At 70.7% G+C, this 24,186-nt stretch carries 17 protein-coding genes; 10 read left to right on the top strand and 7 right to left on the bottom strand.

What is annotated here, in order from left to right:
* Window positions 1-110: 110 nt before the first annotated feature.
* Window positions 111-734 carry a uracil phosphoribosyltransferase gene (gene upp / locus ACFYTQ_RS19265; protein ID WP_387362509.1) on the top strand — a complete coding sequence of 208 codons (624 nt, stop codon included), beginning with the start codon at window positions 111-113 and terminating at the stop codon, window positions 732-734.
* On the opposite strand, the gene ACFYTQ_RS19260 is transcribed toward upp, so the two are convergent.
* Window positions 731-2,290 (bottom strand): phospho-sugar mutase, encoded by a 1,560-nt coding sequence (locus ACFYTQ_RS19260; RefSeq protein WP_387362507.1) that lies wholly within the window; start codon window positions 2,288-2,290, stop codon window positions 731-733. The genes upp and ACFYTQ_RS19260 overlap by 4 nt on opposite strands.
* 10 nt (window positions 2,291-2,300) lie before the next feature.
* On the bottom strand, window positions 2,301-3,080 hold the full coding sequence (locus tag ACFYTQ_RS19255; protein ID WP_387362505.1) for a purine-nucleoside phosphorylase: 780 nt from the start codon (window positions 3,078-3,080) through the stop codon (window positions 2,301-2,303).
* Between the two features lie 64 nt (window positions 3,081-3,144).
* Here ACFYTQ_RS19255 and ACFYTQ_RS19250 point away from each other — a divergent pair, with 64 nt between their 5' ends.
* From ACFYTQ_RS19250 to ACFYTQ_RS19235, 4 genes are all read left to right on the top strand, one after another.
* Window positions 3,145-4,053 carry a ribonuclease Z gene (locus ACFYTQ_RS19250; protein WP_387362503.1) on the top strand — a complete coding sequence of 303 codons (909 nt, stop codon included), beginning with the start codon at window positions 3,145-3,147 and terminating at the stop codon, window positions 4,051-4,053.
* A 22-nt stretch (window positions 4,054-4,075) separates the two neighbouring features.
* Window positions 4,076-4,777, top strand: coding sequence for an enoyl-CoA hydratase-related protein (locus tag ACFYTQ_RS19245; protein WP_387362502.1), 702 nt, complete (start codon window positions 4,076-4,078; stop codon window positions 4,775-4,777).
* 123 nt (window positions 4,778-4,900) lie between these two features.
* Complete coding sequence (locus ACFYTQ_RS19240) at window positions 4,901-6,076, top strand: amidohydrolase (protein ID WP_387363071.1); 1,176 nt, start codon at window positions 4,901-4,903, stop codon at window positions 6,074-6,076.
* 26 nt (window positions 6,077-6,102) lie between these two features.
* Window positions 6,103-7,281 carry a M20 family metallopeptidase gene (locus tag ACFYTQ_RS19235; protein WP_387363068.1) on the top strand — a complete coding sequence of 393 codons (1,179 nt, stop codon included), beginning with the start codon at window positions 6,103-6,105 and terminating at the stop codon, window positions 7,279-7,281.
* A gap of 52 nt (window positions 7,282-7,333) precedes the next feature.
* Here the strand turns inward: ACFYTQ_RS19235 and ACFYTQ_RS19230 are convergent, their stop codons facing one another.
* Window positions 7,334-7,813: a gamma-glutamylcyclotransferase gene (locus tag ACFYTQ_RS19230; protein WP_387362500.1), complete on the bottom strand. Its 480-nt coding sequence runs from the start codon at window positions 7,811-7,813 to the stop codon at window positions 7,334-7,336.
* Between the two features lie 139 nt (window positions 7,814-7,952).
* Here ACFYTQ_RS19230 and ACFYTQ_RS19225 point away from each other — a divergent pair, with 139 nt between their 5' ends.
* The 4 genes from ACFYTQ_RS19225 (at window position 7,953) to ACFYTQ_RS19210 (ending at window position 13,616) form a co-directional block, all read left to right on the top strand.
* Window positions 7,953-9,383 carry an NAD(P)H-quinone dehydrogenase gene (locus ACFYTQ_RS19225; RefSeq protein WP_387362498.1) on the top strand — a complete coding sequence of 477 codons (1,431 nt, stop codon included), beginning with the start codon at window positions 7,953-7,955 and terminating at the stop codon, window positions 9,381-9,383.
* Window positions 9,384-9,646: 263 nt separating this feature from the next.
* Complete coding sequence (locus tag ACFYTQ_RS19220; RefSeq protein WP_387362496.1) at window positions 9,647-10,840, top strand: hypothetical protein; 1,194 nt, start codon at window positions 9,647-9,649, stop codon at window positions 10,838-10,840.
* Window positions 10,841-11,463: 623 nt separating this feature from the next.
* A complete protein-coding gene (locus ACFYTQ_RS19215; RefSeq protein ID WP_387362494.1) occupies window positions 11,464-12,339 on the top strand; it encodes a hypothetical protein in 876 nt (291 codons plus the stop codon).
* Between the two features lie 86 nt (window positions 12,340-12,425).
* Window positions 12,426-13,616, top strand: coding sequence for a PLP-dependent aminotransferase family protein (locus ACFYTQ_RS19210; protein ID WP_387362492.1), 1,191 nt, complete (start codon window positions 12,426-12,428; stop codon window positions 13,614-13,616).
* Here ACFYTQ_RS19210 and glpK read toward each other — a convergent pair.
* The gene (gene glpK, locus ACFYTQ_RS19205) at window positions 13,598-15,097 is read right to left on the bottom strand and encodes a glycerol kinase GlpK (RefSeq protein ID WP_387362490.1); all 1,500 of its coding nucleotides are present in this window, start codon (window positions 15,095-15,097) and stop codon (window positions 13,598-13,600) included. The genes ACFYTQ_RS19210 and glpK overlap by 19 nt on opposite strands.
* 577 nt (window positions 15,098-15,674) lie before the next feature.
* On the opposite strand from glpK, the gene ACFYTQ_RS19200 reads away from it, so the two are divergent.
* On the top strand, window positions 15,675-17,432 hold the full coding sequence (locus tag ACFYTQ_RS19200) for a glycerol-3-phosphate dehydrogenase/oxidase (RefSeq protein WP_387362488.1): 1,758 nt from the start codon (window positions 15,675-15,677) through the stop codon (window positions 17,430-17,432).
* 151 nt (window positions 17,433-17,583) lie between these two features.
* Here the strand turns inward: ACFYTQ_RS19200 and ACFYTQ_RS19195 are convergent, their stop codons facing one another.
* From ACFYTQ_RS19195 to ACFYTQ_RS19185, 3 genes are all read right to left on the bottom strand, one after another.
* A complete protein-coding gene (locus ACFYTQ_RS19195) occupies window positions 17,584-17,760 on the bottom strand; it encodes a hypothetical protein (protein WP_387362486.1) in 177 nt (58 codons plus the stop codon).
* Between the two features lie 587 nt (window positions 17,761-18,347).
* Window positions 18,348-19,112 (bottom strand): DNA-formamidopyrimidine glycosylase family protein, encoded by a 765-nt coding sequence (locus ACFYTQ_RS19190; RefSeq protein ID WP_387362484.1) that lies wholly within the window; start codon window positions 19,110-19,112, stop codon window positions 18,348-18,350.
* A gap of 255 nt (window positions 19,113-19,367) precedes the next feature.
* Entirely contained in the window at window positions 19,368-24,140 is a 4,773-nt protein-coding gene (locus ACFYTQ_RS19185) for an ATP-dependent helicase (RefSeq protein ID WP_387362482.1), read from the bottom strand.
* Window positions 24,141-24,186 lie beyond the last annotated feature (46 nt).

The raw sequence follows: 24,186 nt of genomic DNA, 5'->3' as shown, positions 1-24,186 counted from the left end.
CCCATCGTGCTGGTCTCGTGGGCAGATTACGTCATCCGAGTACTTCGACGCAGGCGCCGCGGGGCCGGTTCCCGTTCCCCGACCCGAAATCGGGCCGATATCGTTCCCTCATGCGCACCCACCTCGTGGATCATCCGCTGGCCGCCACCTTGCTGACCACTATGCGGGACGCGGGCACATCCAACGCGGCTTTTCGTGCGGCACTGCGGGATCTGACCGGCATCCTCATCTACGAGGCGCTGCGCGAGGCCGAGGTGACGACCTTCGACCTCAGCACGCCCGTGGCCGCCACGCGCGGGGTGCGACTGGCCCGGCCGCCGCTGCTGGTTCCGGTGCTGCGCGCCGGGCTGGGCATGGTGGACGCGGCGAGCGCGCTCATCCCCGAATCGCGGGTGGGGTTCGTCGGCATCGCCCGCGACGAGAGTTCGCACCGGCCGGTGCCCTATATGGAGTCGCTGCCCGAGGACCTGTCCGGGCAGCCGGTCTTCGTGCTCGATCCGATGTTGGCCACGGGCGGGTCCATGCGGCACACCCTGGAACTGCTGGCCGCGCGCGCGGCCACCGACATCACCGCCGTCTGCGTCGTCGCCGCGCCGGAAGGCATTGCGGCGCTGACGGATTCGGGCCTGCCGGTGCGGCTGGTCACGGCCGCTGTGGACGAGCGGCTCAATGCCGACGCCTACATCGTGCCCGGTCTCGGGGACGCGGGCGATCGGCAGTTCGGGCCGCGCTAGAGCTTCTCGCAGAACGCGCGCAGTTCCATCAACCGCCGGGCGGCGGCCAGCCGCGCCTCCGGCAGCTCGTCGCGTGACGACACCGGCTCGACCACCTCGAGGTAGCACTTGAGTTTCGGCTCGGTGCCCGACGGACGGATCACCAGCCGCTGGCCCGCGCCCTCGAAGATCAGTGCGTCCGTGCGCATCCGGCCCCGGGCCTGCGCCAGATCCGTGCAGCGCACCGGTTCCCCGCCGAGGGTCGCGGGCGGGGTCGCGCGCAGCCGGGTGAGCACCTCGGCGGCCGCGGCGGGATCGGCCAGCCGCACCGAGATCTGATCGCCCACGTGCGCACCGAATTCCAGGGCGTAGTCGTCGAGCGCCTCGTGCACGCTGCGGCCCGCCGCGCGCAGCCGCGCCACCAGATCGGCCGCGGCCACGGCCGCGGAGATGCCGTCCTTGTCGCGCACGGAGTTCGGGTCGACGCAGTGTCCGATCGCCTCCTCGTAGGCGTAGACCAAGCCCTCGCCCGCGCGCGCCAGCCATTTGAAGCCGGTGAGGGTCTCGGCGTAGCGGGCCCCGCGCGCGGGCGCGAGCTCGCTCAACAATCGCGAGGACACGATCGTCGTGGCCACCAGCGCGTCCGGCGGCGCGGCGCGCAACACGTAATCGGCCAGCAGGACACCGGTTTCGTCGCCGCGCAGCATCCGCCAGCCCTCCGGTCCGGGCACGCCGACGGCGCAGCGGTCGGCGTCGGGGTCCAGCGCGATGGCCACATCGGCGTGCACCCGCTGGGCCAGCGCGAGCAGTTTGTCCGACGCGCCGGGCTCCTCCGGATTCGGGAAGGCGACGGTCGGGAAGTCCGGATCGGGGGCGAACTGGTCGACCACGACGTGCACGTCGAGGAAGCCCGCCGCGTGCAGCGCGGTCACCACCGCCTGACCGCCGACGCCGTGCAAGGGGGTCAGCGCGATGCGTAAGGTCTTGCGCGACACGGCTTCCGAGTCCGGGCCGCCGAGCACGCCGGGCAGTTCGGCCACCCGCGCGAGGTAGCGCCGCACGATCTCCTCGGTCATGGCCGTCGTCGTGGCGCCCGCGGGCAGGCCGAGGATCGCGGGGGGCGGTGCCGTGGACTCGGGATCGGCGCGCGGAATCGGTTCGGCCGCGGCCTCGATGAGCCGTTCGATCTCGCCGTCGGCGGGCGGGATCAGCTGGGAACCGCCGTCGAGGTAAACCTTGTAGCCGTTGTCGCCGGGCGGATTGTGCGAGGCGGTGATCTGCACCCCGGCCACCGCGCCGAGTTCGCGCACCGCGAAGGCGAGGATCGGGGTGGGCAGCGGCTTGGTCAGCGGGAGCACCGAGAAGCCCCCGGCGGCAAGGACTTTCGCGGTGGTGGCGGCGAATTCGGCCGAGCCGTGCCGGGCGTCGCGGCCGACGATCACCAGTCCGCCGCCCAGGCAGCGCCCGCGCAGCCATTCGGCGAGTCCAGCCGTGGCGCGGGTGACCGTGGTGACGTTCATGCCGTCGGGGCCGTCGCGGAGCGGGCCGCGCAGACCCGCGGTTCCGAAGCGCAGCATCGTCCCTGCCCTACAGCCGTTCCAGCACGCCGCGCAGCAGCTTGCCCAATCGCGGTGCGGCGGCGTGCCCCTCGGCGAGGACCTCCGCGTGCGAGAGATGTTCGCCCGTCACGCCCGCGGCGAGGTTGGTCACCAGCGAGATGCCCAGCACCCGCGCCCCGGCGGCGCGGCAGGCGATCGCTTCCAGCACGGTCGACATGCCGACCAGATCGGCGCCGACGGTGGCGAGCATGCGGATCTCGGCGGGCGTCTCGTACTGCGGGCCGGTCAGGCCCGCGTACACGCCCTCGGTCAGGCTGGGATCGACTTCCCTTGCCAGCGTGCGCAATCCGGGGTCCCAGGCGTCCACCAGATCGACGAAGGTGGCCCCGGTCAGCGGGGTGCGGCCGGTGAGATTGAGGTGGTCGGCGATCAGCACCGGCTCACCGACCCGCAGCCCGGGTCGGATACCGCCCGCGGCGTTGGTCAGCAGCACGGTGCGCGCGCCCGCCGCGATCGCCGCCCGCACGCCGTGCACGACCTGCGCGGGTTCGTGACCTTCGTAGAGATGCTGGCGGCCCATCAGCAGCAACACGTCGGCGTCGTTCACCCGCACCGAATGCACGGTGCCCTGATGGCCCTGCGCGGTCGGGGTGTCGAAGCCGGGCAGTTCGGCCATGGGCACCGAGGCGGTGGGGCTGCCGATCTCGGCGGCGGCGTCCTGCCAGCCCGAGCCGAGCACCACCGCGATCCGGTGGCCCGATACTCCCGTTCGTTCGGCGATCGCCTCGGCGGCCTGTGCGGCAAGCATGGGCTCACGATAGTCCGGCGCGAAGGTCCGCGCGCCCGGGGGACGGGCGGGGCAGGATGGGGGCGTGCGTGAACTCGTCGTGCTGGGGACGGCCAGCCAGGTACCGACTCGGCAGCGGAATCACAACGGCTATCTGCTGCGCTGGGACAGCGAGGGGCTGCTGTTCGATCCCGGCGAGGGCACCCAGCGGCAGATGCAGTTCGCGGGCGTGTCGGCCACCGGGATCACGCGGATCTGCCTGACGCATTTCCACGGCGACCACTGCCTCGGACTGCCCGGTGTGCTGGCCCGGCTCAATCTGGATCAGGTGCCGCATCCGGTGGACGTCTGCTATCCGGGTTCGGGCCAGGAGTTCTTCGAGCGGCTGCGCGACGTCGTCCCGTGGTTCCCGGGGCTGCGGGAGCGGCCGGTCACCGCGCCGGGTCCGATCCCGTTGCCGGACGCGCCCTTTCGCGTGGAGGCCGTGCGGCTCTCGCATCGGATCGACACCTTCGGGTATCGGCTCGTCGAACCCGACGGCCGCCGCATGTTGCCGGAACGCCTACGCGCGCTGGGCATTTCGGGTCCGGACGTCGGGCGGTTGCAGCGCGAGGGCACGCTGCGGCTGCCGACCGGGCGGGTGGTCGAACTCGCGGAGGTCTCGACGGTCCGGCGCGGGCAGCGCTTCGCGTTCGTGATGGACACCCGAATGTGTTCGGGCGTCGAGGAATTGGCGCACGAGGCCGATATGCTCGTCATCGAGGCGACCTTCCTCGACGCCGACGCGGCCCTGGCCCGCGACTACGGCCACCTCACCGCCGCCGAGGCCGCGCGGGCGGCCGCCGCGGCCGGGGTGCGCACGCTGGTGCTCACGCATTTCTCACAGCGCTACGGCGACCTCGACGGCCATCGCATCGAGGCGAGCAAGTACTTCGACGGCGAGCTGGTGGTGGCCGAGGACCTGCAACGCGTACCGGTCCCGACTCGCCGGTAACTTCGAGGGATATTCTCGGCGCATGCCGTACTTGGAACGTGACGGGGACGTCTTCGTGCTCTCCCTGGGCAGCGAGGGTCAGACCGACAACGAGAACCGCTTCCACCCCGAGTGGATCGACGCCCTGCACGGGCTGTTGGACGAGGTCGAGGCGTCGTCGGGACCGGCGGCGCTGGTCACCGTCGCGACCGGGAAGTTCTACAGCAACGGTCTCGACACCGACTGGCTGTTCGCCAACCTCGACCGCAAGAACTGGTACCTGGACCGGGTGCACTCGCTCTACACCCGGTTGCTGGCCTTCCCGCTGCCGACCGTGGCCGCGCTCAACGGGCACGCCTTCGGCGCGGGCGCGATGCTGGCCCTCGCGCACGACTTCCGCGTGATGCGGTCCGATCGCGGCTTCTGGTGCCTGCCCGAGGTGCATCTGGGCATGCCGTTCACCGTCGCGATGAACGCCCTGGTGACCGGGCGGCTGGCCAATCAGGTCGCGGTCGAGGCCATGACCACCGGCCGCCGCTACGGCGCCGACGCGGCCATCGCGGCCGGGATCGTGGACGATCAGGCCGCGGCCGATCAGGTGCTGCCGACCGCGGTCGCGCGGGCCACCGCGCTCGCGCCCAACCGCAAACCCAATCTGCCGGTCATCAAGCGGGCCCTGCACGCGCGCACTCTCGAGGGCCTGACCGTCCCCACGACCGACGAGAACCTCGCGTTCGCGCCGTGATAACCCGATAGGCGCGGTGGCGGCCGCAGTGCAACACTGTGTGCCATGCCACGCAGCCGCGAGGACCGGACGGCCGAAACGCGGGACGCGGGGGCGGATGTCGTCGCGCCCGCGGATCCCGCGGTGACCGCTGCCGCCGACGCCGCGATCGGCGCGGCGGCCGCCGAACTCGTCGCGCTCGCGCACGACATCCACGCCGAACCGGAACTGGCCTTCCACGAAACCCGCAGTGTCGCAAAGACTCTGGCGCCGCTTCGGGAGCGGGGCTTCGAGATCGCCGCGCCGGTCGCCGATCTGGACACCGCCTTCGTCGCCAGCTACGGCAGCGGCGACCTCGTGGTGGGCATCTGCGCCGAGTACGACGCGCTGCCCGAGATCGGCCACGCCTGCGGGCACAACATCATCGCCGCGTCCGCCGTCGGCGCCGCCCTCGGGCTGGCCGCGGTGGCGGATGTGTGCGGAATCACGGTGCGGGTTCTGGGCACCCCGGCCGAGGAGAGCGGCGGCGGCAAGGTCCTCATGCTCGAACGCGGCGTGTTCGACGACATCGCGATGGCCCTCATGGTCCACCCGGGCCCGGCCGATATCGTCGCTGCGCGCTCGCTGGCGCTGGCCGATCTGTCGATCGTGTACCACGGCCGCGAGGCCCATGCGAGCGCCGCGCCCGACCAGGGCCGCAACGCCGGCGACGCGGTGACGGTCGCGCAGGTTGCTCTGGGCTTGCTGCGGCAGCATCTCGGGCCCGGACAGCAACTTCACGGTATAGTCGGATCGGGTGGTGTTGCCCCCAATATCGTGCCCGGACAGGCGGAACTGCTGTATTACCTACGGGCGGTCGATTCCGTGTCCCTCGACGAGTTGATGCGACGGGCATCGGCGTGTTTCGAGGCGGGCGCGCTGGCGACCGGGTGTACCCACGAAATCCGGACGCTCGCGCCCACGTATACCGAGCTCACGCCCGATCCGGGACTACTGTGGGCATACCGCGAGCAGATCGTCGGAATGGGACGCGTACCGCTCGCGCCGGAGCTGGAGGCGGCTCGGCCGCTGGGCAGCACCGATATGGGCAACGTCACCAACGTGATTCCCGGCATCCATCCGGTCATCGGGCTCGATGCCGGAGGCGCGGTCACGCATCAGCCCGAGTTCGCGGCGGCGTGCGTGACACCGTCCGCGGATCTCGCGGTGATCGACGGGGCTACGGCCCTGGCGCGTACCGCGATACAGATAGCGAACGATCAATTTCACAGGGCCAGGTTGTTGGAGCGCAGCGTTCAGCGACAGGAGGAGATTCGGTGAGCACGAGCGGGGGTTGCGCCGCGGATGTGGCGGACCCGGAAGAGGCGTCGTCGGGGCGGAAGGCCGTCGACGCGTGGTTACGCGAGCACTCGGAGGACCTGATCGGGTTCCGGCGGCACATCCACGCCAACCCCGAACTGTCCCGGACCGAGTTCGCGACGACCGAGTTCATCGAGAGCTGGCTGGTGAAGGCCGGACTCGAACCGCGCAAGCTGCCCACCGGCACCGGCCTCATCTGTGACATCGGTCCCGACGGCCCGCGCGTCGGACTGCGCGCCGATATGGACGCGCTGCCGTTGCAGGAGTACACCGGCCTGCCCTTCGCCTCGTCCGTGCCGGGCGTGTCGCACGCCTGCGGCCACGACGCGCACACCGCCATCCTGCTGGGCACGGCCCTCGCGCTGGCCGAGGTGCCGCGGCTGCCCGTCGGCGTGCGGCTGGTGTTCCAGCACGCCGAGGAGGTCATGCCCGGCGGGGCCATCGATATGGTCGCCAGCGGCGCGATGGAGGGCGTGTCGCGCATGTTCGCGCTGCACTGCGATCCCCGCCTCGAGGTCGGGCGCGTCGGGGTCCGGGTCGGGGCCATCACCTCGGCCGCCGACACGGTCGAGCTGGTGCTCGACTCGCCGGGCGGGCACACCTCGCGGCCGCATCTGACCAGCGATCTGGTCTACGCGATCGGCACGGTCATCACGGGTCTGCCCGGAATGCTCAGCCGCCGCATCGATCCGCGCACGAGCACGGTCATGGTGTGGGGCGCGGTCTCGGCGGGCAAGGCCCCCAACGCGATTCCGCAGACCGGCATGCTCACCGGCACCGTCCGCACCGGCGACCACGCCACCTGGTCCCTGCTCGAGCCCCTGGTCCGCGAGATCGTCGACGGCCTGCTCGCCCCCACCGGCGTCCGCTACCAACTGAACTACAAGCGCGGCGTCCCCCCGGTGGTCAACGAGGAACAGTCCACCCGCATCCTGGAGAACGCCATCCGCACCCTCGGCCCCGGCTCCCTCTCCGACACCCCCCAATCCGGCGGCGGCGAGGACTTCTCCTGGTACCTCGAGGAGGTCCCCGGCGCCATGGCCCGCCTCGGCGTCTGGTCCGGCACCGGTCCCCAATTGGATTTGCACCAACCCACTTTCGACATCGACGAGCGGGCCCTGGCGGTCGGCGTGCGGGTCCTGACGAACGTGGCGTTGCAGGGCTGAGGGTCCCCACCCCCTGTTCCTCGAGGTCGGCCCCCAGGGCCGACCTCGAGGACTACATCCCGAACGTCCCCGGCCCCACGTTCCTGCTGTTGCGGGTCCGCAACGCATGCGTGTAATCGCTTGGCGCCCCGGCCTTTTCGGCGGCGTCCGCGATCACCCCGAGATACCGGGCCGACGGTAGCCCGCCCTCGTACGCGTCCAACACATACAGCCAAGCCAGCACCGAATCCCCGCCCGTGCCCGGGTTGGGCGTGACGCGGAGGCGGATCTTCTTGTGGATGCCGAAGTCCGAGCCCTCCCAGCGGTCCAGGCTCATCTCGTCCTCGGGGGAGACGTCGTACAGCACGACGAACACTCGCGAGCCGGGCTCCTCGACCACCGTTGCCAGCGGGCCCTCCCAGCCGATGTCGTCCCCGGCGAAGGTCAGGCGCCAACCCTCCAGCCAGCCGGTTCCGTACACGGGCGAGTGCGGACAGCGCTTGAGCATCTGCTCGGGATCCATATTGGATCCGTAGGCGGCGTATATCGGCACCCAGCAAGGGTATCGAACAGTCGCGGCCGCTGCGCCCGATGGCCTCGCTTCGGCCCTCGATTTGCCGACCGTGACCGGCGGTGCGACCGAACCTGCCCGGAGCAGGACCGATAAGTTGAACCCAGACCGGAGATCCCGGTTGCACAGCTCGACAGCGGAGGTACACATGACCCGCATCGCGATCATCGGAGGCGGCCCGGCAGGTTACGAAGCGGCCCTGGTCGCGGCTCAGCACGGCGCGACGGTCACCGTGATCGACCGCGACGGCATCGGTGGCGCCTGCGTGCTCTGGGACTGTGTGCCGTCCAAGACCTTCATCGCCTCGACCGGCGTGCGCACCGATCTGCGCCGCGCCCGCGACCTCGGCATCACCTTGCATCCCGCGCAGGCGAAGGTGCGCCTGGGCGAGGTCAATTCCCGCGTGAAGATGCTCGCGCAGGCGCAGTCCTCCGACATCCGTTCCAAGCTCCAGGCCGCGGGCGTCTCCGTCCTCAACGGCCACGGCGAACTGATCGACCAGATCGCGGGTCTGGCCACCCATCTGGTCCGGGCCACGCTGGCCGACGGCACCGAGCGCGTGCTCGAGGCCGACGTGGTGCTGATTTCCACGGGCGCGAACCCGCGCGTGTTGCCCGGCGCGGAACCGGACGGCGAACGCATCCTGAACTGGCGTCAGCTCTACGACCTCAAGGAGCTGCCGAGCACCCTGGTGGTCGTCGGTTCCGGCGTCACCGGCGCCGAATTCGTCTCCGCCTACACCGAGATGGGCGTGAAGGTGAAGGTCGTGTCGAGCCGCGACCGCATCATGCCCGGCGAGGACGCCGACGCCGCCCTGGTGCTCGAGGACGCCCTTACCGAACGCGGCGTGGAACTGGTCAAACAGGCCCGAGCCGACGCCGTCGAGCGCACCGCCGACGGCATCGTGGTCAAACTCTCCGACGGCCGCGCGGTGACCGGTTCGCACGTGCTCATGACCGTCGGTTCCACCCCCAACACCCAGAACCTCGGCCTCGAGCGCATCGGCATCCAGCTCGACAAGGGCGGCTACCTGCGGGTGGACCGGGTCTCGCGGACCTCGGTGCCCGGCATCTACGCCGCGGGTGACTGCACGGGCCTGCTGCCGCTGGCCTCGGTGGCCGCCATGCAGGGCCGGATCGCGATGTATCACGCGCTCGGCGAGGGCGTGCAGCCGATCCGGCTCAAGACGGTCGCCTCGGCGGTGTTCACCCGGCCCGAGATCGCCACGGTCGGCGTGAGCCAGAACGCCATCGACAACGGCGAGGTGCCCGCCCGCACGGTCATGCTGCCGCTGAACACCAATCCGCGCGCCAAGATGTCGGGTTTGCGCCGCGGCTTCGTGAAGATCTTCTGCCGGCCCGCCACCGGCGTGGTGATCGGCGGCGTGGTCGTCGCGCCCATCGCCTCGGAGTTGATCCTGCCCATCGCCATCGCGGTGCAGAACAACCTGACCGTCAACGATCTGGCGCAGACGTTCTCGGTGTACCCCTCGCTGTCCGGGTCGATCACCGAGGCCGCGCGGCAGCTCATGCGGCACGACGACCTGGGCTGATTCGCCCGGAGGTTACTGCCGCCGTGGCCTTTACATCCGTGTTGCCTGAATGTTGTTCGTATGGTTCACTTCCGGCAGAGATGTGCACGGGGGATGCGTCTTTCCCGACGGAGTCCGCGGATGACCCACGGGGTCGCGGCAGGGCGCGGTCCGGCCATCCGATGAGGGACAACAGGAGAGCGGCCGGTCTCGGGTGACGGCGAGCTCGGGAAAGGTATGGACGAGCAGTGAAGCATCGTAAGCCGAGTCGGGTGCAGCGAGCGATGGCCACGACGTCGTTGCCTCTGGCGACCGCGGCCGCAGTCGCGACCATCCTGTCCGCACCGGCCAACGCGGCGCCCGCGGATCAGGCGCCGGTTCCCACCGAGGGCGCCCAGCAGGACCAGAACGTCCAGCAGGGCAATACCCAACAGGGCAACGTCCAGCAGGGCAATGTCCAGCAGCAGGCCCCGCAGCAGGGCGATTGCGCTCCGGGACAAGGCAATCCGTGCACCCCGCCGCAGCCGAACCAGCCGGGCACGAATCCCCAGCAGAATCAGCCGGGTACGAACCCCCAGCAGAACCAGCCCGGCACCACGCCGCAGCAGCCGGGTACGGGCCCCAGCCAGCCGGGCACCACGCCCCAGCAGCCGGGCACCGGCCCGAGCCAGCCGGGCACCACCCCGCAGCAGCCGGGCACGACCACGCCGCAGCAGCCGGGCACCACCAACCCCAACGGCCCCGACATGGCCGGACCGCAGCAGCCGGGCGTCACCAACCCGCGCGTCGCGCCGCTGCCGGTGCCGGGGCAGAACAACCCCAACAACAACCCCCCGCAGACGGCCCCGGAACCCAACGCGCCCAACGGATCTCAGGACCTGAAGCCGGGCCAGCAGCCGCAGGGCCCGACCACCCCCAGCCGTCCGCAGCAGCAACAGCCGCAGCAGCAGGGCGGCGGCAACAGCGACAACCTGACCGGCGGCCAGGGCGATCAGCAGCAGCGCTGGAACTCCCCGAGCCTGCAACAGGCCCCCGCCGCGCCGGTCGTCACCATGACCGGTCCGCACACCGAGGTCGGCGCCAATGTCGACGGCGGCGCGCTGCTGCCCGGGTTCGTGGCCAACACCCACCACTTCTCCAACCTCGACGGCTACGTCGGCACCATCGGCTACAGCACGCCGACCGGTTCCGGTGACGCGGGCGCCTCGGTGGAGTTCGTGGAGCCCAACAAGATCAAGCTCACCTACTACACCCACGCCACCGACCGCGAGGACGCGAAGGCGGAGACCTACATCGACACCACCCAGGCCAACGCGGCCAAGGCGGCGGTCGAGGGCTGGATCCGCCAGCAGCCGTTCGGTTCCGAGGCGCTCGACGCCGCGGGCCGAGTTGGTAGGCTGCCGGAGGGCGAGATCGCTCCGGCAACGGTGAACGTCGGGGGCCTCACCACCCAGTGGGGCGGCGACGTTCAGTACTGACACACAGACTGGGTAACAACGCGTGGGGCGGTCGGTGACCGCCCCACGCGTGTGTCATGGGGAAGGGACGGGTGATGGGTTCCGCAGACGACGCGAACCGTCGTGATTCCGAGCGGCCGGATCCGGAGGAACAGGATTCGGCGTTCGGGCCACCGGTCTCCGAATTCGGGCCTCCCCTCAAGGATTTCACGCCCCCCGCCCCGGCCCCACCCGTCGGCTGGTCGCCCGCCGACCAACCGGACCGCCCGACACTGGGCTGGCAACCCGCCGACGCCACCCCCGCCCGCCCACTGCCCCCGCAGTACCGCGCCCCGGATTCGAGTGCACCGAACCACCCGATCCAGCCCGCGCGCCCGGTACCCCCGCCGGGTTCGTTTGCGGGGGAACAGCCCGCGCGTCCGGTACCCCCGCCCGGTTCGAATCCGGGGGGACAACCCGCGCGCCCGGTGTCCTCGCCCGGTTCGACTCCGGGAGAACAATCTGCGCGCCCGGTGCCGCCCAATTCGACTCTGGGAGAACAGCCCCCGCGTCCGGTGCCGCCGCAATATCGTGCGCCGGGTTCGACTGTGGGGGACCAGCCCGCGGGTCCGGTGCCGCCGCCACACCGCGCGCCGGATTCGACGGTGTCCGCACCGCCCGTCGCTCCCGCGCGGCCGGTGCCCCCGTCGGATTCCAAGGCGGCCGAGCAGTCCGCCGTTCCGGAGCGGCCGCCGGTCGCGCCCGCTCGTCCGCCGTACCGCGCGCCCGACTCCGGCACATCGGAGCAGTCGGCCGCGGCGGGCGAACCGGCCTCCGGCTCGCAGGCGTGGTGGAAGTCCGCGCCCGAGGGGTATCCGCCCACACCGCCGAAGGTGGCGCCCGCCGCGCCGCGCGGCTCGAGCAAATCCCTCTGGGACGACGATGATTTGGCGAAGAAGCTCATCGCCTCCCGTCCCACCCCGGCCGCCGAGCCGGAGGCCCCGGAGGACGAGCCCGAACGCCGGTGGGGCGTGTGGATCGGCGGCGCGGCCGCAGCGCTCGTGGTCATCGTCGTCGTGGTGCTGGTGATCGTGTTCGCGAGCCGGGGCAGCGACACCGACGCCCCCGTCGCCGGGCCGCCGTCCTCGACCAATCCGACGACCTCGGCCATGAACTGCCCGGCCAGCACCACCGGCGGTGTGATCATCGGCAACGGCGCGGGCGACACCGACAGCGGAGCGGGGGCGATCATGGGCTTCCAACACGCCTTCTTCGTCGACCGCAGCGGCGCGAAGGTGCGTTCGTTCGTCGCGCCCGATTCGGACCGGGTCCCCCCGGCGGAGAGCATCCAGCAGGCGATCGACACCGACATCCCGCAGGGCACCCGATTCTGCCTGCGGATCGAGCAACTGGCCCCCGACCGCTTCACCACCGAGCTGACCTCCTTCCGCCCCGACGGCGGCACCACGCTCTACCGCCAGCTGGTGACCACGGTCAATCAGGGCGGCAAGAACCTGGTCTGGGGCATCGTGGCCATCTGATGAATCTCAGATAATGGGATAACAATTTCAGATCTTGGGTCGAATATGGGACATTGGATGATCGCCCGATGTCCCGGAGGTACCCCATGTCGACGCTCACGCCACCGTTGTCCCAGCGCCTGGACGGTCTGCGGAGCTCGGCGATCCGGGATCTGCTGAAGCTGACCGCCCGCCCCGACATCATCGGTCTGGCCGGCGGCCTGCCCGACGAGGAACTCATGCCGCGCGACCGCATCGCGCTGGCGGCGGAGTCCGCGCTGGCCGATCGGTCCCGCCTGCAATACACCGAATCGGCGGGCTGGGGTCCGCTGCGCGAGGTCCTCGCCGCCCGCGAGTCCGCGCGGCTGGGGCGGACCGTTCCGCTCGCCGAGGTGTTCGTCACCCACGGCTCGCAGCAGGCACTGTCGCTGCTGGCCGAGGTGCTGCTCGATCCCGGCGCGCTGGTGATCGTGGAGGATCCGGCGTATGTCGGTGCGCTGCAAGTGTTCCGGGCCGCGGGCGCGCGCATCGTCGCGGTGCCGCTGGACACCGAGGGCATGCGCGTGGACGCGCTCGCCGACCTGCTCGCGGCCGGGGAGCGGCCCGCCGTCGTGCACACCGTGAGCAACTTCCACAATCCGCGCGGCGTCACCCTGAGCGCCGCGCGCCGCCGCGAACTCGCGAATCTGGCCGAGCGCCACGGCTTCTGGGTGATCGAGGACGATCCGTACGGCGAACTGTGGTTCGACCGGCCCGCGCCCGCGCCCGTGGCGACCTACTCGCCCAACGTGATTCGGCTCTCCAGCGCCTCCAAGATCCTCGCGCCGAGCCTGCGCGCGGGCTGGATGGTGGCCCCCGACGCGGTCTGCCGCGGCGTCGAACTGCTGAAACAGGGTGCGGACCTGTGCGGTTCGGCGCTGACCCAGCAGATCACCGCCGACCTGCTGGCCGACGAGTCGTGGCTGAGCGGGCATGTGGACAAGGTGCGGGGCATGTACGGGGAACGCGCGCAGGCCCTGGTCGGCGCGCTGCGCGAACGGTTCGGCGATCGGGTGGTGAGCACCGACGCCGCGGGCGGGATGTTCGTGTGGGTCGACTTCACCGACGGCACCGACACCGCCGCCCTGCTGCCGCGCGCGGTCGACCACGGCGTCGCCTTCGTCCCGGGTTCGGCGTTCGCCGTGTCCGACGGGTACCGCGGCTCGATGCGCCTGTGTTTCACCACGTCCGAGGCGGCGACGCTGCGGGAGGCGGTCGAGCGGCTCGCCCGGGCCGCGGCTCAGTCCACCCAGTCGTAGGTGCGTTCGACGGCCTTGTTCCAGTCGGCGTAGAGCTGTTCGCGCTCGTCGGCGGACATGGTCGGCTCCCAGGTCTTGTCCTCGGCCCAGTTGGCGCGGATCTCGTCGGTGCCCGACCAGAAGTCCACCGCCAGGCCCGCCGCGTAGGCCGCGCCGAGGGCGGTGGTCTCGGTGACCACCGGACGGACCACGGGCACGTCGAGGATGTCGGACTGGAACTGCATGAGCAGCTCGTTGCGAACCATGCCGCCGTCGACCTTCAGCGTGGTCAGCTCGAGCCCGAGGTTCGCCGCGTCCGCGTCGGCGCGCATGGCGTCGGCGACCTCGCGGGTCTGAAAGGCCGTGGCCTCCAAGCCCGCTCGCGCGAGGTGTCCCTTGTTCACGAAGCGGGTCAGGCCCGCGATCACCCCGCGCGCGTCGGGCCGCCAGCGCGGGGCGAACAGGCCGGAGAACGCCGGGACGAAGTACGCGCCGCCGTTGTCGTCGACCGAGCGGGCCAACTCCTCGATCTCGTCGGCGGAGGAGATGATGCCGAGGTTGTCGCGCAGCCACTGCACCAGCGAGCCGGTCACCGCGATCGAACCCTCCAGCGCGTACACCGCGTCCTGTTCGCCGAGGCGATAGCACACGGTCGTCAACAGGCCGTGTTCACTCTTGATCGGGGTGGTCCCGGTGTTGAGCAACATGAAATTGCCGGTGCCGTAGGTGTTCTTGGCCTCGCCCGGTTCCAGGCACGCCTGCCCGAAGGTGGCTGCCTGCTGATCGCCGAGGATGCCCGCGACCGGCACCCCCGCCAGCGGCCCCGCGCCGATCTCAGCGTAGACCTCCGCCGAACTACGGATCTCGGGCAATATGGCTGCGGGAACACCGAATTCGTCGCAGATGCTCGAATCCCATTGCAGCGTGCGCAGATCCATGAGCATGGTGCGCGACGCGTTGGTGACGTCGGTGACGTGCTCGCCGGTGAGCTGCCACAGAATCCAGCTGTCGACGGTGCCGAAGCACAGCTCACCGGCCTCGGCGCGGCGGCGGGCGCCGTCGACGTGGTCGAGGATCCAGCGCAGCTTCGGCCCGGCGAAGTACGTGCTCAGCGGCAGTCCGGTACGGTCGGCGTACCGATCGGGCCCCACCTCCCCGCCCAGTTCCCGGCACAGCTCCGCGGTCCGGGTGTCCTGCCACACGATCGCGTTGTGGATCGGTTCGCCGGTCTCGCGATCCCACACCACGGTCGTCTCGCGCTGATTGGTGACCCCCACCGCCGCGATGTCCGCCGCGCTCAGCCCGTTGTCGTCGAGCACCTCCCCGAGCACGGATTCCGTATTGCGCCAAAGGGTTTCGGGATCGTGCTCGACCCACCCCCGCCGCGGGAACAACTGCTCGTGCTCCCGCTGGGCGACGCCGGCGACGCTGCCGGAGTGGTCGAAGACGATGCATCGGCTCGAGGTCGTGCCCTGATCGATGGCGGCCACATAGCGTCGCATTCACGCAGGCTACTAAACGGTCGCGGCGGTGTGCATCACATCGGAGGGGCGTGGGGTGGTTCGCCGCCGCTGCCCCTGCCTCGCATCGTGGGGGTGGTGGGTGGTCTGTCCCGCGGCACTGCACGTCTCGTCGTGTGGGTGGTGAGTGGTCCGTTCCCAGGGCACCGCGCGTCGCGTCGGTGGTGGGTGATCGGTTCCCAAGGCACCGCGCGTCGCGTCGGTGGTGGGTGATCGGTTCCCAAGGCACCCCGCGTCGCGTCGGTGGTGGGTGATCCGTTCCCAAGGCACCGCACGTCACGTGGCGAGGGTGGTGATCCGTTCCCGGGGCACCGCATGTCACATCGTGTGGGTGGTGGGTGATCCGTCTCCGGGGCACCGCGCGTCGCGTCGCGAGGGTGGTGGGTGATCCGTCCCCAGAGCACCGCACGTCACATCGCGAGGGTGGGCGGGGTCGACTAGTGTCGATCTCGGGTGCCGTGCCGCGTTTCGCCTAGCCTGTACCCGAACAGCCAAGGACCGGAGCTTGCACCGACGAGGCGGCCCGTCGCGGGGCGAGGGGTCGCGGAGGAGTGGGGCGATGACGACGAACAAAGCGGAACCACGCGGGCAGTCCTGCGGCGCGTTGGGCCCCGAGCAGCGGGCGGCGGCCTGGGAGCGGCTGGGCAAGGACCACTTCGACGTGATCGTGATCGGCGGCGGCGTGGTCGGCGCGGGCATCGCGCTCGACGCGGCCACCCGCGGCCTCGAGGTCGCCCTGGTGGAGGCGCGCGATCTGGCCTCGGGCACGTCGAGCCGGTCGTCGAAGATGTTCCACGGCGGGCTGCGCTATCTCGAACAGCTGGAGTTCGGGCTGGTGCGCGAGGCACTGCGCGAACGCGAGCTGAGCCTGACGTCGCTGGCCCCACATCTGGTGCAGCCGTTGCGCTTTCTGTATCCGCTGACCCACCGCGCGTGGGAAAGGCCCTATGTCGCAGCGGGTTTGACGTTGTACGACACCATGGGCGGCAAGAAATCCGTTCCGGGACAACATCATCTGACCCGCTCGGGCGCGCTGCGCCTGTTCCCCGGGCTGCGGCGCGACGCGCTGATCGGCGGGCTCACCTACTACGACACGGTCGTCGACGACGCCAGGCACACCATGACCGTCGCGCGGACCGCGGCCCACTACGGTGCGGTCGTGCGGACGTCGACGCAGGTGGTGGGATTTTTGCGCGAGGCGGACCGGGTCGTCGGGGTGAAGGTGCGCGACAGCGAGGACGGGCGTACGACCGAGGTGCGCGGGCATGTGGTCATCAATTCGACCGGGGTGTGGACCGATGAGATCCAGGCGCTGTCGCAGTTGCGCGGGCGGTTCCATGTGCGGGCGTCCAAGGGCGTGCACATCGTGGTGCCGCGGGATCGGATCGCCAGCGATACCGGCCTGATCCTGCGCACGGCGACCTCGGTGCTGTTCGTCATTCCGTGGAAGTCCAACAACCACTGGATCATCGGGACCACCGACACCGACTGGAATCTGGATCTGGCCCATCCGGCCGCGACCAAGGCCGATATCGACTACCTGCTCGAACAGATCAATCGCGTGCTGGTCACGCCTCTGACCCACGACGACATTCAAGGCGTCTACGCGGGCCTGCGCCCCCTGCTCGCGGGGGAGAGCGACGAGACCTCGAAGCTGTCGCGCGAGCACGCGGTCGCCCGCCTGGCCCCCGGTCTGGTCGCCATCGCGGGTGGCAAGTACACGACGTATCGGGTCATGGCCTACGACGCGGTCGACGCTGCGGCACAAGACATTCCGCAACGCGTCTCTCCTTCGATCACCGAGAAGGTCCCCCTGCTCGGCGCGGACGGCTACTTCGCCCTCCTCAACCAGACCCCCCACCTCGCGGAAACCTACGGCGTCCACCCCTACCGCATCGAACACCTGCTCAATCGCTACGGGTCGATGCTCACCGACGTCCTCGACCTCGCCGCGGGCGACCCCACCCTGCTCCAGCCCATCACCGAGGCCCCCAGCTACCTCAAGGTCGAGGCCCTCTACGCCGCCACCGCCGAAGGCGCCCTCCACCTCGACGACATCCTCGCCCGCCGCACCCGGATCTCCATCGAGTACTCCCACCGCGGCACCGCCTGCGCCGAGGAGGTTGCCCACCTGATAGCCCCCGTCCTCGGCTGGACCGAAGCCGAGACCACCCGCGAAATAGCCACCTACACAGCCCGAGTGGAGGCCGAGATCCACTCCCAAACCCAACCCGACGACATCTCCGCCGACGCCCTCCGAGCCGCCGCCCCCGAACCCCGCCCCGAAATCCTCGAACCGGTCCCCGTCGAAAGCTGACCCACCCCAGCCGCACCCTTTGTCCGAATCCGCACCCTTTGTATGCCCTTGGAAGGGGCGCGGATTCGAATAAGGGGTGCGGCTGGGGTTGCCGCGCTTGGGGTTGGGTTACCTCTGGAACGGGTTTCGGGATCGAGGTTTTCGCGGTCGGTCAGTGCGCGACGATGGCCGGAGCGGAGGGCTGCGGGGTGGGATGGTCGTGCGCGGCGGAACGCTGGTGCAGCAGGAGAACACTGAAGACGACCGTCGCGGCGACACAAACCACCGCGATGAGCACCTGCACGGCAATATCGAACGTGCGGCGCCGAACATTCGTCACCGTCGTCATCTGCCTGCTCCTCGGTTGCGCGGCGGGATCTTCCACGGATGTGTCGGAGCCCGGATGCTGAGCGTTAGCAATTGAATGGCAAATTACACGGGCGAATCTTCGAGGTGGGGTTGGCGCGCCGGGTTCTGTGGACGCGGGGTGTTTGGCCAGGGGCGCTATGCCGTGGTCCTTGGGCGCAAGGGTGTTTGGCCGGGGGGCCGGGTCGTGGTGGGTGAGCGCGAGAGGCTTCGCCGGGGTGTCGGGTAGTGGTGGGTGAGCGCGAGGTGCTTCGCCTGGGCTGCCGGATCATGGTGGGCAGGCGCGGGGTTGTTTCGCCGGGGTGTCGGGTCGTGGTGGGTGAGCGCGAGGTGCTTCGCCTGGGCTGCCGGACCATGGTGGGGCGGACGCGGGTGGTTTCGCCGGGTGCCGGGCCGTGGTCGGTGGGCGCGCGGTGCTTCGCCGGGGGCGCTGGGTCGTCGGTGAGCGGCGGGGTGTTTTGCCGGTGGTGTCACCGTGGTGGGTGGGAGCCGGGGTGTTTGGGCCGGGGGTGCCGGGACGTGGTCGCTGAGCGCGGATCGTCTTGAGACATCGCGTTTGTCGGCGGGCGGTCAGTCGGGTGCGGGTTGGCAATGGGGGCAGAAGTAGACGCTGCGTTCGGATCTGTCGGCGACCTCGTCTGCGAGCATTCGGACCACCATGCCGTTGCCGCAGCGGCGGCAGGGTTGGTTGGCGCGGCCGTAGGCGAGGGGGCGGCGGGGTGGGTGGCGGACGGCCTCGGTGAGGATGCGGTGTGCCTCCTCGACCAGCGCGATGGGATCGGGTACCGCGGCTACGGGGGTGGACGGGTGGACGCGGTGTAGGAAGCAGACTTCGCTGCGGTAGATGTTGCCGATGCCGGCCAGATTCCGTTGATCGAGCAGGGCGAGCCCGATTGGTCGTTCGGGTTGCTCGAGCAGGCGGCGCACGGCCTCCTGGGGATTCCAGTTCGGCCCCAATAGATCCGGGCCGAGATGATCGGTCGCCGTGTGCTCGTCCGCGCGTCGCAGGACCTCCACCAGACCCAGCGAAAAACCCACGGCCTCGGCGTCTTCGGTGCCCAGTACGAGTCGCGCGGTGAAGCCGGGTTTGGTCCACCGCTCGCCGGGGCGGTAGACCCGCCAGACCCCCTCCATCTTGAGATGGGTGTGGATGCTGACCCGCGGGGTCCGGACGAACAGATGCTTGCCGTAGCTTCCGACGCTCTCCACGGGCTCGCCGCGCAGATCGAGAGTCGCGTAGCGGGGCACGCGAAAGTCGCTGCGCGTCAAGGTCTTTCCGTCGAGCGCTCGCCGCAGCCGAGCGGCGGCAAGGAAGACGGTGTCACCCTCGGGCATGCGGCATCCCGGTGCGCTCCGCGGCCTGGGCCGCACCCGTTCCCGCCGCCACGATTGTCGTCGCCGGATTGCCCCACGCCACGATGCCCAGGCGAACTCGACACCACCCGAACGCATTCCGATCACAAGCATCGCCGAGCGCGCCCTCGGGCCAGCGGCCCATGATTTGCTCCGCAGCCGGATTGCCCGCGGAGTCGCGGCGAACCCCGCCTCCGTGACCGAACGCGAACGCGCTGCCCCCGCTGGACCCTTGGATCATGGTTTGCCCCGCAGCCGGAACCCGCGCGGGGTCGCGGCGAACCCCGCCTCGGTGAGGAAGGTGGCGAAAGTGTTGCCGTGCACCGATTCCCCGTCGACGCGGTCGATGACCAGCGAATCGACCCGCCGCGTCGTGACCAGTGCCGCGAGTGCGGCGGCGGCCTCGCTGCGGACCTGGGGGTCCTCGGTGAAGGTGAGCAGGGTCTTGCCGCCGCGTTCGAGGTAGAGGGCCAGTTCGCCGTTCACCAGGACGACCAGGGCGCCCGCCTTGCGGCCGGGACGGTGTCCCGCGCCCTCGGCCGCGGACTTGGGCCAGGGCAGCGCGGCGCCGTAGGGGTTCGCGGGATCGCAGGACGCCAGGGCGAGAGCGCCCTGCTGGGCGCTGTCGGAGTCGTAGGAGCGCAGGCGGTCCACGACATCGGTGGTGGAGAACTGGGCGCCGCCGAGGGAGTCGACGAAGTATCCGCGGCGGCAGCGACCGCGGTCCTCGAATTCGGTCAGGACGCGGTACATGAGCGCGAAGCCGCCCGAGACGCCCTCGCTCTGCACGGGGCCGCGGGTCAGGACGCCGTAGCGTTCCAGGAGGACGTCGGCGGTGGCGTGCGCGCGAATCGTGTTGTCCGCCTCGCGTTCCGGCAGCAGCGACCACCGTCCGGCGACCGTCGGCGGGCCGGTGCGGGTGGGCATGTTCGCCCGGGGGAGGTACATCCGGCCGCGCGGGGTCCGGCGGGGGGTGCGGTGGGCGGTGGTGCTGCGCGTGGTGCCGGACAATAGTGCTCGAACCGGCGCGAAGGTGTCTCCGGCGACATACCCCGCCCACACCAGGTCCCAGAGCGCGGACGCCACGGCGTTGTCGTCGAGCAGGCCGGTGGCGTCCGACAGCTGCCGGAAGAAGTACGCGCCGCCCGTGGACGGCACCACTTGCATCCGCCCGCCCGCTTCGGGCTCGACGGTGACCGACGAATCCATCACCTCCGCAGCGGGTCTCTCGGGCTCGAGCGAAACCTCCCCTCCCACAGCATGTTTCGACGTGTCGCCGGGAAGGGAGCGACCTTGCGCGTCCACGGGTATGAGCGTCGCCCCCAACGACAACAACAGCTGAACGTGCGTCGCCCCGAAGTCGATCTCGTCCGGCGGCGGCAGGGTGAGCGGGAGCTGATCGGCGGGATGCAACGCGACCCAGCCGTCCTTGGCGGTGATCGACCCGTGACCCGACCAGACCACCTCGCCGGTGGCCATCAGCTCGTCGAGCATGGCGGGGGAGTAGTCGCGCACCCGCGACGGCAGGACCAGCGACTCCCACGCCGAGGCCGGAATGGGCACGCCCGCAAGCTGTTCCACCACCGCGGCCACGCCGTCCACACCCCGCAACTCTCCCGTCCCGACGTGCTGCCAGGCGGGCAGGAACCGGGCGAACGCGGCGGTCGACACCGGCTCGACCTCCTTGCGCGCGGCGGCCAGGGAGCGGCGGCGCAGGCGGCGCAGAACTTGGGCGTCGCACCATTCCGCGCCCGCCGCGCCCGGCGTGAATTCGCCCTCGACCACGCGTTTCTCGGCCGCGAGTCGATGCAGCGCCGTCGCGGCGACCGCCGTGCCGATGCCGAACCGGCGCGCGACCGCGTCGAGAGTGAACGGCGCGTGGGTGCGGGCGTAGCGGCCGACGAGATCGCCGAGCGGATCGGGTACGGGTTCGATGAAAGCCGTCGGCGTGCCGATCGGCAACGGCACCCCGAGGGCGTCCCGCAATCGCGCGGCGTCCTCCACGGCCACCCACCACCGCTGCCCGGCGAACGAAACCTCCAGTGCGCGACGGGTTTTCGACAGCTCCTCGAACCACGGTATCGGATCGTCGGTACAACGCCGCGCGGCCTCGTCGGGGGTGAGCGGGCCGAGCAGGCGCAACAGGTCGGCGAGACCCTCGAGCTCGCGGGCGTGACGTTCGGGTGTGAGCCGCTGCAACTCTCGTTCGGTCAGCGCGATGACGTCGGCGTCCAGCAGTTCCCGCAGCTCCACCCGTCCGAGCAGTTCCGCGAGCAGACTCGAATCCAGCGACAGGGCGGCGGCGCGGCGCTCGGCGAGCGGGCTGTCGCCCTCGTACATGAACTGTCCGATGTAGTCGAACAGCATCGAATTGGCGAACGGCGAGGGCGCGGCCGTCTCCACCGCCACCAGACGCAGTTTGCGCCGCGCCACCTCCCCGAGCAGCCGACGCAGCGCGGGCAGGTCGTAGACGTCCTGGAGACATTCGCGCACGGTCTCGAGCAGGATCGGGAAGTCCGGGAATTTCCTTGCCACATCGAGCAATTGGGCGGCCCGCTGCCGCTGCTGCCACAGCGGCGCCCGCCGCCCGGGATCGCGCCGCGGCAGCAGCAGGGCGCGCGCCGCGCACTCCCGGAAACGGGAGGCGAACAGCGCCGACGCGCCCACCTGCTCGGTGACGATGTCGTCGATCTCGTCGGATTCGAAGACGAACAGCTCCGCGCCCGGCGGATCGTCGGTGGTGTCGGGCAGCCGGACCACGATGCCGTCGTCGGAGGCGGTCGGCGCGGCGTCCACCCCGAATCGTTCGCGCAACCGCGACCCCACCGCGAGCGCCCACGGCGCGTGCACCGGCAACCCGTACGGCGAGTGCAGAACCAGCCGCCAGTCCCCGAGCTCGTCACGGAACCGCTCCACCACCAGCGTCCGATCGGTGGGCAGCTGCCCCGTCGCCTGCTGCTGATCCCGCAGCAGCGCAACGAGATTGGCCGTCGCGAACGCATCCAACCCAGCGGCGCGCGAGATCCGCTCGAGTTCGTCCAATTCCGCCCCGGCCCTGCGCTGCCCGCGCTTGGACGAGTCTGACGATGCCCCAGCTCCGCGCTTCGTCACCTCCGGGTCGGAAGTAGCCCCGACCAGCGTGTCCACCCGGGCGGCAGGTGCGCGCTCGATGGCCTGACCGGCGGTGCGGACGAATTCGCCCAGGGCGGCGCCCAATTCGGCCGGGCGACCCAGGGAGTCGCCGTGCCAGAACGGTAATCGGCCGGGCAGGCCGAACGCGGGGGACACCAGGACGCGGTCGTGGGTGATCTCCTCGATGCGCCAGCTGGTCGCGCCGAGGGCGAAGACGTCGCCGACGCGGGATTCGTAGACCATCTCCTCGTCGAGTTCGCCTACGCGCGAGGCCTTTTCGCCGACCATGAAGACCGGGAACAGGCCGCGGTCGGGGATGGCGCCGCCGGAGGTGACGGCGAGGCGTTGCGCGCCGGGACGTCCGGTCAGCGTGCCCGCGTCGCGGTCCCAGACCACCCGCGGGCGCAGCTCGGCGAATTCGTCGGAGGGGTAGCGGCCCGCCAGCAGATCGAGGACCGACTCGTAGGCCGAGCGCGGCAGGGTGGCGTAACTGCCGGTGCCGCGGACGGTTTCGAACCAGGTGTCCACATCGATCGGCTCCAGCGCGCAGGCGGCGACCGTCTGCTGGGCGAGGATGTCCAGCGGATGCGCCGGAATCGACAGCTCCTCGATCTGGCCGGCGGTCATCCGCATCGAGGCGACCGCGCAGTGCACGACGTCGGTGCGGTGCTTGGGGAAGATCACCCCGCGCGAGATCTCGCCCACCTGATGGCCCGCCCGCCCGACCCGTTGCAGGCCGCTGGCCACCGACGGCGGCGCCTCCACCTGCACCACCAGATCGACCGCGCCCATATCGATGCCCAGCTCGAGACTGCTCGTCGCGACCACGCAGCGCAGCCGCCCGCTCTTGAGGTCGTCCTCGATGAGCGCGCGCTGCTCCTTGCTGACCGACCCGTGATGGGCGCGGGCGAGCAACTGCTCGGCGCCGTGGGTGACCTCGGTGGAGGGGCCGAGCTGGGCGGGCGGGGCGTGCTCGGTGTCCACCGGATCGCCGAGCCGCGCGGTGTACGCCTCGTTCAGCCGCGCGGTCAGGCGTTCGGCGAGGCGACGCGAATTCGCGAACACGATCGAGGAGCGGTGTGCCAGCACCAGATCGACGATGGCGGAGTCGACGTGCGGCCAGATCGAACCGGGCTGATCGTCCGAATCGCCCGGTTCGGTCATATCGGCGACGGGAACGCGGACCGACAGGTCGAAGGTCTTGGGCGCGGGCGGCGCGACGATGGCGATCGGGGCCGGACCCACCAGGAACCGGCCGACCTCCTCGGGCGGGCGCACCGTCGCCGACAGCCCGATGCGCTGGGCGGGACGCTCGGTCAGCAGATCCAGCCGGGCCAGCGAAAGCGCCAGGTGCGCACCGCGTTTGGAGCCCGCGATGGCGTGCACCTCGTCGACGATGACCGTGCGGACCTCGCTCAGCGTCTCGCGCGCGGCCGAGGTCAGCATGAGGAACAGCGATTCGGGGGTGGTGATGAGGATGTCGGGCGGGGTGCGCTGCATGGTCCGGCGCGCGGCGGGGGTGGTGTCGCCGGAGCGCACGCCGACGGTGATCTCGGGGGCGGGCAGCCCCAGCCGCTTGGCGGTCTGGGTGACCCCGACGAGCGGCGCGCGCAGATTCCGTTCGACGTCGACGGCCAGCGCCTTCAACGGCGAGATGTAGAGCACACTCGTGCGCGCCGGACCGTCGGCGGGGGGTCGGGTGGCGAGCCGGTCGATCGCCCACAGGAACGCCGACAAGGTCTTCCCCGAACCCGTCGGCGCGACGACCAGGGTGTGTTCACCGGCCGAAATGGCCTGCCACGCGCCCAACTGAGCGGCCGTCGGCGCGGCGAAGGCGCCGTCGAACCACTCCTGGGTGGCGCGCGAGAACTGGTCCATGGGTCCCAGTCTGCACCCCACCACCGACAACAACGGGTGGAGCGAA

Source organism: Nocardia sp. NPDC004068 (assembly GCF_042874315.1).
Taxonomy (GTDB): domain Bacteria; phylum Actinomycetota; class Actinomycetes; order Mycobacteriales; family Mycobacteriaceae; genus Nocardia.
The sequence above is the reverse complement of the archived record's forward strand: the minus strand, read 5'-3'. Positions and strand labels throughout refer to the sequence as shown.